Origin of the sequence: Thermogemmatispora sp., assembly GCF_019683755.1 — a bacterium.
Lineage (GTDB): Bacteria > Chloroflexota > Ktedonobacteria > Ktedonobacterales > Ktedonobacteraceae > Thermogemmatispora.
Genome location: NZ_JADGHT010000207.1, coordinates 1 through 8,446, shown reverse-complemented (window position 1 = coordinate 8,446; position 8,446 = coordinate 1). Strand labels below are relative to the sequence as shown.

Genomic DNA, 8,446 nt, shown 5'->3' with positions numbered 1-8,446 from the left:
GTTCGCTACCTCAGATCGCTATCCTCTTAAACAGAGTGTAGGCCAGTATGTGACTGCAATGATCCACATACTGTTTGTCTCTCCTGTGGAGGAAGGAAGCTCTATGGCGGTTCTCTCTGAGTCTCGTCTAGAAATCTCCATTGACCCTGGCTACCTGCGTCTCAAACGGCTGATCGATGTCTCTATCACCGTGGTATTGTTGCCTCTGCTGCTGGTGACGATGGCTGTGATAGCTATCTTGATCCGCCTCGACTCTAAAGGGCCAGTGCTCTTCCGTCAGCAACGCCTGGGCTTGAAGGGCAAGGAGTTTACTCTCTTAAAGTTCCGCTCAATGTATGCTGAGAGCGATGATCGGCTACATCGCGAAGCTATCAAACGTTACATGAACGGTGATCGGCTCAGTGATGATCACAATGGAGCCAATCCATACAAATTGCAGAATGATCCGCGCGTTACAAGGATCGGGCGCCTGCTTCGCCGCACCAGTCTGGATGAGTTACCCCAGTTCTTTAATGTGCTGCGTGGCGACATGTCATTGGTCGGGCCGCGTCCCCCTCTGCCCTATGAGGTGGAGCATTACAGCGCGCGAGATTGGCTACGCCTGGCAGGCAAGCCTGGTCTGACCGGCTACTGGCAAGTCTATGGACGCAGTAAGGTCGATTTCAAGACGATGGTAGAGATGGATATTGCGTATCTGCAAAGTCAATCCCTTCGCGAGGACCTCAAGCTCATTGCTTTGACCCCCCTGGTGATGCTGAGTGGGCGTGGTGGCGCCTGAGTGAACTTGAGCGTTCTGGTCATCCGGGTCGCATCGCTCTATGCTGCATAGGCATTCCCCATCTGCTCGCCTGAAATAGCTTTCATCTCTCCGATGACTTCGTCTCCCTTCCATTTGTCAAGGGCAGGGATGCCCTTCCTCTTTCTTTCTGTCTCAGCTCGCTCACACCGCTTTGTTCTGGTCCGGCGTTCTGTAAGAAGCGCTTGGACCCTGGCAACCCGGGAGAGGGAAGTGAGCAGCTTTCTTGATCGGCCAGCAGGGTGAGTACAGATGGATCGACAGCAGGCAAGCAAGAAGGCCGAACGATGCCATCGTAGATCGCAGGATCGAGAGGCAAAGCATTGTCTTCCTGGGCATCTTGAGGCCCAAGCGAGCTATGCGTAGCCTTAGTCTCCTGATCCCCAAGTATTGGTGCCGTCCCATTCTATCGCCTTTATATAGATATTTTGCTGCTTATGCTGCTGTAGTGTATATGAAGATCATATAACAGTATTATGACCGTGGCCTATGGCTACCGATCTGCTGTGAGATCGCCACCGCTGCTGTCGAGCGAGGATGGCCACAAAGTCTCTCTAGCAGCTCGTTATAGCGTTCACTCATCGATTCCCAGCGGAACGGTTCGAAGTCTTGAGCGGCATTCTCAATTAACTGAGCGCGTTTCTCGGGGTGATGATAGAGAGTGACAAAAGCCGCTGCGAAGCTAAGAGGGTTCTCAGGCTCACAGAGCATGACCGATTCGGGGCGGAACATCGAGCGGATCGCCTTTGTATCCGCGGCGATGATCGGGCGATGAAGCCAGGCGAACTCGTAAGCCTTTGTAGGGAGCAAGAGATCCATAAAGCCGTCGCAGCGATAAGGAATAATGCCGACATCGCCGTGAGCGATGAAATCGGCCACTTTATCAACGGTACATGTCTCACGGAAAGTAACGCGATCGCTGATCCCCAGCTCCTCGGCTAGTGAGCGCAAGAAAGGAATCTGCTCTCCACGTCCGAGGAGGTCGAGACGAAGCCGTGGGGCGGCAGGTAAGGCCAAGGCCAGGGCGCGCAGTGCTATATCCAGGCCATGTCGCTCTGCCATCGTCCCGTGATACATCAGGATGAAATCGCCGTCCTCCTCGGTAGCAGGGAAGCGAGCACGCCTGGAGGGAGGAAAATAGCGTGGGTCGGGACTGTTCAAAATGACCGACAGCTTGTGGCGGGGAACGCCGCGTCGGAGCAGCACCTCCTCGAAAGGCCAGCCCACAGTAATCACATGGTCTGCAAACAGCGTAGACAGGCGTTCCTGCAAGATAGCCAGGGTTTTAGCCAGGCGGCGCAGACGCCCGCGAACCTTCACCGCCATCAATTCTGGAGAGGCATCTTGTACCTCCAAAATGACCCGGGCCCCGAAGAGGCGAGGAACAAGCGCTGCAAAGACCAAAAAGTCTGGCATATTGTGCACCTGAACCACGTCATAGCGCTTGCGAAAATGGAGGCGTGTCACCATCCAGGCGGCGAGAAGCAAAAACCTGAGCCAGCCCAGCACAGTTACAGGGAGAGGCTGACCGAAGCCACGATCCAGGGGGACGCGGTAGACAGACACACCATTACATTCCTCGTAGGGAGGTTCCGCGCCATGACGCAGACAAATGACATCGACCAGATGGCCTCTGGCGCGAGCGGCTTCCGCCAAGCGACGCACCAGGGGATCAAAGCGATACCAGTCGTAGCTAATATGGACAATGCGTAACGGCGTCATCCCAATATCCCCTTTCAAGCCGAACCAAGGTCTTCTTTCTTTAAGCAGGTGTGCGATCAGTTCTCACCCAGTCTCTTTTCTGCGCCCGGCTCTGACGCAATACTAGATAGACCCAGAGTTTCCAGAGCACAAAGGCCGGGGCGAGGAAGAAAGCCTTATAGATACCGGATGGGATCTCTAAGAGAAGAAGAGGAGAGAGCACATAGAGGCTCAGCCCGAGCGTCAGGCACAGGGCTAAGAAGATGGCAGGTGACCAGCCAAGAATGAGACTAGTGAGGAGCACAAGAGCCGCCCAGACTAGCAATACGGAGAGAGGAGGTGTCAGCAGCTCTGCCACAGCCTCCAAACGCCGCCAATCACCCGTTTGCAGACCGGCGCGTAGCAAGCGGAAAGCGCGTCTCGCCGCGGGCATATCTGGTTCCGCGGCCTCCCAGCGCAGATCTTGCGAGCGCATCTGAGCGAAGCGGACCGGCATCTGTGAGCGAACCACGGCCCCAGGCACGTAGCGAACACAGATCCCCTGTTCCACAAGCTGGAGATAATACTCGTAATCCTCACCGCGAGAGAAAGCCTCCCAGGGATAGCGTTCCAACAGAGTGCGAGTCAAACACATCCCATTGCCTGTCAAAGTCGCCGAAGCTCCCAGCCTGGTTCGTCCGAGGGGACGGACATGGTTCATTAAGGAAAGAGCCAGCCAGCGCAGCGCGGTACCTGGAGAAGCCGAGGCATTGAGCACCGTATTGCAAGCCTGTAGAGCCTGTAAATCCTCGCCGCGAGCCTGTCCAGCTTTCAAAGCCTGCTCTAGAGCGTGCAGAAAAGAAGGCTCAACCACGGCATCCGCATCCAGGAACACGCAGGCATCATACCTAACGCCATCTTCAGCCAGCCGTGCCAGAGCCCAATTCAAGGCGTAGCCCTTACCACGTCGCTGAAGATCGTGGCGCTCATAGACCGTAGCCCAGCCCCTGGAGCGAACCAAGCTTGCCGTGCCATCATCACAATTATCGGCGATCACATAGACGTCATAGTAGCCGCGTGGATACGTAAGCTGCTCCAAACTTGCCAGAAGAGTGCCGATAACCGTTTCCTCATTGTGCGCAGGGATCAATACCACGAAGCGCAATGGCTTAGAGACGCCAGGCTCCGCCGTGGGAAAAGCGGCGGCCTGGCGAGAGAAGCGGGTCAACAAGGCTGCCACCGTTACCACGGCCAGGTAACTGACAGGCAGGGCCAGTAGTAGCTCTGCCAGCAGCAGAGTCGACAGCAGCAAAGGGGAGAGAACAGCAAAGGACATCATATTATACTGACCTCGCTCAGAGCTGGTCGTGGCTGAGAGGAAGAGAGAATTCTGGCCGGAGCGATCTGCTGGGGAGGCTTTGGCTCTAGTGCGGGTAGACGCATCAACAAGCCTGCCAGCAAGCCCAGATAAATCACATTGCGATAGAAGAATAGCTGATAGTCCGCATAAGCTACCATTACCTCCATGCAAGTGATCGCAATCACATAGACAGCGACCAGGCGCAGATATGGTTCCTGGAGCCGACGCGTGATCAGACCGCCGCGCACAATCAGCGCGCCTAGTAGGAACCAGAAAGCAATGTACCCTGCTGGTCCGAGCCGCATCCAGATCCAGTAGATAGTGTTGTGAGGCACATACAGATAAGGATTGCCTCCGAAGTCAGGATCATCATTAGCCAGGACTGGCAGCGGCTCTGGCTGCAGGAACTGCTTTCCAAAGCCCAAACCCAGCAGAGGATTCTGTTGTACCGTATACTTCAGATCATAATTTTCAGCATTGCGATAAGCGTTTGACGCCTGATCGCGTGCATCTGAAGCTGACGGATCGATAACCGAGACGATAGCACGAGCAGGCTCAGCCAGGCTGCCTGTACCGTGAGCGAAGGCGAGAACATAGCCGATGCCCAGGCTAGAACAGATCACTAGACCAGCTAGCAAAGGCTTACGCAAGTGTGGCTTGAGGTAGAAAACAAAGGCCCAGGCCACAGCCACTCCCACGATCAAAGCAATATAATCAGCCCGTCGCTTATTAGCGATCAAGGCGATTAGTACCGGAGGAAGCACCGCCAGGGCTGCATACAGCTGTGGCCGGTAGCGGTAAAGCATACAGAAGAGGATAATTATTAATAGAATCGATACGAAGAAGAAAGACTCCTCATGCGACATAATCTCATTCTGGTTAGTCAGATCGCCATGCAGCACGAAGAAATAGATATAGCAGCCTTGCAGGCCTTTGAAGGCAGCACCAAAGATCGCGAACCAGAAAAAGAGGCGGACATGCCGTAGTTGGGAGATCAGATTATATGCCAGCAAGTAAGCAAGGAACAGATACCAGAGAGGTCGCACTTCTAAAACTGTGATTTTCAGATCGCCGCCGGTAGCCAGGCCATGTATGACGCCTATAGCCACACAGATCAGGAAAGCGAGAAAAGGCCAGATCAGGGGGCCTCCCTCCAGGAGCGGGTAGCGCTTGGCCAGCCGGTGGCAGATGGCCATAAAGAGGGTGAAGAGCATCAGAAAACCAATGGGGCGCTCAATCATCCCGGCCATATTCGGTGGCCAATAAAAAATGTTCAACTGATCGGTGCCGATATGGATCTGCAAGGGATTCTGCTCAACGAGTAGAACGCAGGCCAAGCAGAGGAAGAGGCCGCAGACAGGCCAGCGCATAATCAGCAAGCTAGCGGCGAAAGTAGTGAGCAGAGCGACGACGATACTGAAGCCAATGGAGACTCCGGCCAAGATCAGCAAAGGAAGCAGAGCCAGGCCCAGCATAAGGGCAATCCACAAGGGAAGGATACCCTTGGCTGGGGGCGGGGTCGCTAGCTCATCGGGGTAAGCGCGGTAGCGCCGTCTTGACTGTGGTGGTGACTCTGGTAAAGAAGACATAGGCTTTCACTATCTGGCAGCAAAGACAGTACAATGAGCAGACACCTGATCCTCGGGCCACGACCGACGAGGTCTTTGCCTTCAGAAGAAAGTGCCATAGGTGACCAGCAAGGCGACGACCAAGAGCATGATCACTCGCGTTGTCGCGCTGTATCGTCTGCTAAAGAGCGCCATAGAGATAAAGAAGCTGAGCAGAAGAAGGATCACTTTCATAGGGCTGGCTCTCTCTGCAAGCTATCCCTCACAGCATCTGGCGTATCCAGCGTGGAATACGGCTCTCGATCTGGTTCAGCAGGATACCCTGGACTGGGAGGTCCTTTAACTGAGCGCAGGCCTCGCTCACAAGCACGTCTGAGGTGACGCCGGCGTGCACGACCAGGATCAGGGCATCGGCCAGACTAGCGGCCAAAGCCCCGTAGCCTGTAGGCACGAGAGGAGGCAGATCCAAAATGAACAACTCCTCGGGGGAGGACAGGCGGGCGACGAGTTGGCCTTCAATAAGCTGGCGGACCCAGCGCATCGCCTGTCCTGCGGCATCGCCGGCAGGAATCACCGTCAAATTGGGCGCGACGCGGTGGCGAATCGCCTCTTCGGAGCACTCGCCACGCAGCCATTCAGCCAGGCCCTGTCGGCGCGGCAGATCAAACAATGCCTGCAGCCGCGGACGTTCCCAAGTGCATTCGAGCAAGGTCACGGGGCGCCCGCTATCGCTAGCTAGCACGCTGGCAGTGGTCAGGGCCAGGAGCGTCTTCCCTTCTCCAGCAATAGCGCTGGTAAAACCAAGGCTGCGAATCGTTGAGCGCTCTCGGAAGAAGACAGAGGCGCACAACTGACGGCAGCGCTCGCGCACGGTCTGGGCATTGAGCAGCTCGCGGGCCTGACGGCTGCTGGCCGAAGCAGGAGCGCGGTTTGGCTCCACCCTGCTAGCTGGTACTGGTGTGTCCGGCATCTGGACCGTACTAATCGTCTCTATATGCTCCTCAGCATCTTGCTGTGATAGCTTCATCTGTTCAGCCACCTGGACCTCCGCTTTTGCGGATGGCACCACGGCTGCTGTCTGAGGGTGGAGAGCTGGAAGCTTCACCGTATCGTTGTCCGGGTCGTGAGAGCTGGAGCTTTTCTTATTGTTGCTATTGAGCCGATCATGTTCTGCCATAAGCGCTCTCCTCTAGTTGCTAGGAAGACCCTCTCTGCTGGATAACAGCCCGTCAGTGGTCGCCGAGGGCAACAGGGCGGCAACGCCCTCCCTTTTCAGGCGTGGAAGCTGAGCCAGCACTGGAAGCGTTGTGATCTTCTCTAAATCGAGAGGCGTGTAGATTGCACGCTGACGGCGGACCTGCATGATTACCAGAGCGGAGCAGCTAAACAGCGCCACGGCTAGCCCGATGCCACCGCCGATTAGAAGGGATTTTGTACGAGGAACGGGCTGCGTGCCCACAGCAGGAGAATCAATGATCTTGAAAAGGGTATTGACCCCGCTACCCTGAGAGCTAATTTCCTGCTTCAAGCTAGCAATAAGCGACTGCAAATTTTCCACTGTGGCCTGAGCCTGCTTCGTCTGGCTATGGAGCAGGCTGTAAGTAGGATCCAAGGCCGCAGCATAATCAGGGCCGGAAACTAATACCTGGTGGGCTAAATCTGGGTGAGTACTCAGATAGCGAGCCTCAGCAGCCGCGGCATTCGCTGCATCCTGCTGAGCCTTGGCCAGTTGACCCTGATAGCTTTGGAGGAGATATTGTGCTTCCGCAACGCTAAACTGCTGGCTCTGTTGACTATAGTTGTCAATAATAGACTGTACTACCTGCTGCGCAACTTGAGCGCTACGATTCTCATAAGTGATAGTGAATAGATTGTAGCCCACCGCGCGTACTAGCACGTGCTTAGAGATCTCTGTAAAAAGGGCATCGTCACGCAGGAGGGGGTTAGACCGGGTATGCTCATCCAACGTTGCGGCGAGCTGTGCCTCTGATGCCACTTTCAAGGCAAAGCTACGACTTTGCAGCAGCTCACTCAGAGCAGTGGCCTGGGTCTCTGCCGGCGTGGCCTGGAGATTCGTCTCAGGTCCAGTGGCCCCGATCACCTCATAACGTCGCAAAGCCCAGAGCGAAGCCGTTGTCTCATATGAGGGAGGAAGAACCAGTACCACCGCCATCGCCACTACTGGGAACATGACAAACAGTAAGGCAAGCTGCAAAGGGCGGCGGAAGATGACTTCAAGTACACGCCCCACAAGAACAGACCTCCTTCGCTTCGCGTTCCGTAACCTCTCGTTCTTTCTGCCGGCATGTGATCTGCTACAAGGGTACTACTGGCTCCATAGTAAAGAGGTGTTCATATCTGTGAAGATGGCGTTGCTACAGGGGGGAGAGTGTGCACATCACTCTACCGGTTGACTGCTAGAAGGCTGGTAATTTCCTTGGGTACGGGGCATTCACCCTGCCCTGAGAAAGCGACGTGTTCTTTACCATCTTCGCAATCCTGTCGCTACAAAGGCGTGCTACAACTCGAGATAGACTGAGGAGGGCCAAGCGGGGAAGAGTACCTCAGGCAAGCAGTGCCGCTTGAGACAAGGTGGAGTGCTATGCCCTTTGCTCCAGTTGCTTGAATCAGTTGACTCGTAGGCACTGGTTGCTGATCCATACCGCGGGCCTGTCATCTGCCGACTGGGGTATGGAGGACTGCTCGTGTCCAGTGGTAGATCTGATAGACATCACCTTGTTCTGATTCACTGCCGCCAAGATCTGGTGAGCTTTGAGTAAAGTGGTGTGGGTGATGCTTCTGCTACAGTGAGATCACGAGTGCGTCTCGCTACTCGCTCTCGCTCTGTAAGCGGCTAGCTCCTCTTCCTTGCAGAGCTGCCGGAGGTGCTGAGATGAGAAACGCGCTTCGAGAGCTGATTAAATATCTCACTAATCAGTTTGTTAACTATATTCCTTCCTACACACTGCGTTACGCCTGGTATAGGGCTGTCCTGGGGTGGGAAATCGGGCCACAAGTAACGATCCTCTCGGGAGTGCGTAT

General features: G+C 55.2%; 7 protein-coding genes. 1 reads left to right on the top strand and 6 read right to left on the bottom strand.

The genetic code is table 11. From position 1 onward, the window contains the following. On the top strand, positions 1 to 778 hold a 778-nt coding region (locus tag IRZ24_RS13320; protein ID WP_297165047.1), incomplete at its 5' end, for a sugar transferase. Between the two features lie 492 nt (positions 779 to 1,270). Here IRZ24_RS13320 and IRZ24_RS13315 read toward each other — a convergent pair. The 6 genes from IRZ24_RS13315 to IRZ24_RS13290 form a co-directional block, all read right to left on the bottom strand. Then, on the bottom strand, positions 1,271 to 2,536 hold the full coding sequence (locus IRZ24_RS13315) for a glycosyltransferase family 4 protein (protein ID WP_297165045.1): 1,266 nt from the start codon (positions 2,534 to 2,536) through the stop codon (positions 1,271 to 1,273). Between the two features lie 22 nt (positions 2,537 to 2,558). Beyond that, positions 2,559 to 3,815: a glycosyltransferase family 2 protein gene (locus IRZ24_RS13310; RefSeq protein WP_297165043.1), complete on the bottom strand. Its 1,257-nt coding sequence runs from the start codon at positions 3,813 to 3,815 to the stop codon at positions 2,559 to 2,561. Beyond that, on the bottom strand, positions 3,812 to 5,425 hold the full coding sequence (locus tag IRZ24_RS13305) for an O-antigen ligase family protein (RefSeq protein ID WP_297165041.1): 1,614 nt from the start codon (positions 5,423 to 5,425) through the stop codon (positions 3,812 to 3,814). The genes IRZ24_RS13310 and IRZ24_RS13305 overlap by 4 nt, the downstream gene beginning before the upstream one ends. Positions 5,426 to 5,506: 81 nt before the next feature. Next, a complete protein-coding gene (locus tag IRZ24_RS13300) occupies positions 5,507 to 5,638 on the bottom strand; it encodes a hypothetical protein (RefSeq protein ID WP_297165039.1) in 132 nt (43 codons plus the stop codon). Between the two features lie 28 nt (positions 5,639 to 5,666). Beyond that, on the bottom strand, positions 5,667 to 6,581 hold the full coding sequence (locus IRZ24_RS13295) for a hypothetical protein (protein ID WP_297165037.1): 915 nt from the start codon (positions 6,579 to 6,581) through the stop codon (positions 5,667 to 5,669). Between the two features lie 12 nt (positions 6,582 to 6,593). Further along, positions 6,594 to 7,655: a hypothetical protein gene (locus IRZ24_RS13290; RefSeq protein WP_297165035.1), complete on the bottom strand. Its 1,062-nt coding sequence runs from the start codon at positions 7,653 to 7,655 to the stop codon at positions 6,594 to 6,596. Between the last annotated feature and the right edge of the window lie 791 nt (positions 7,656 to 8,446).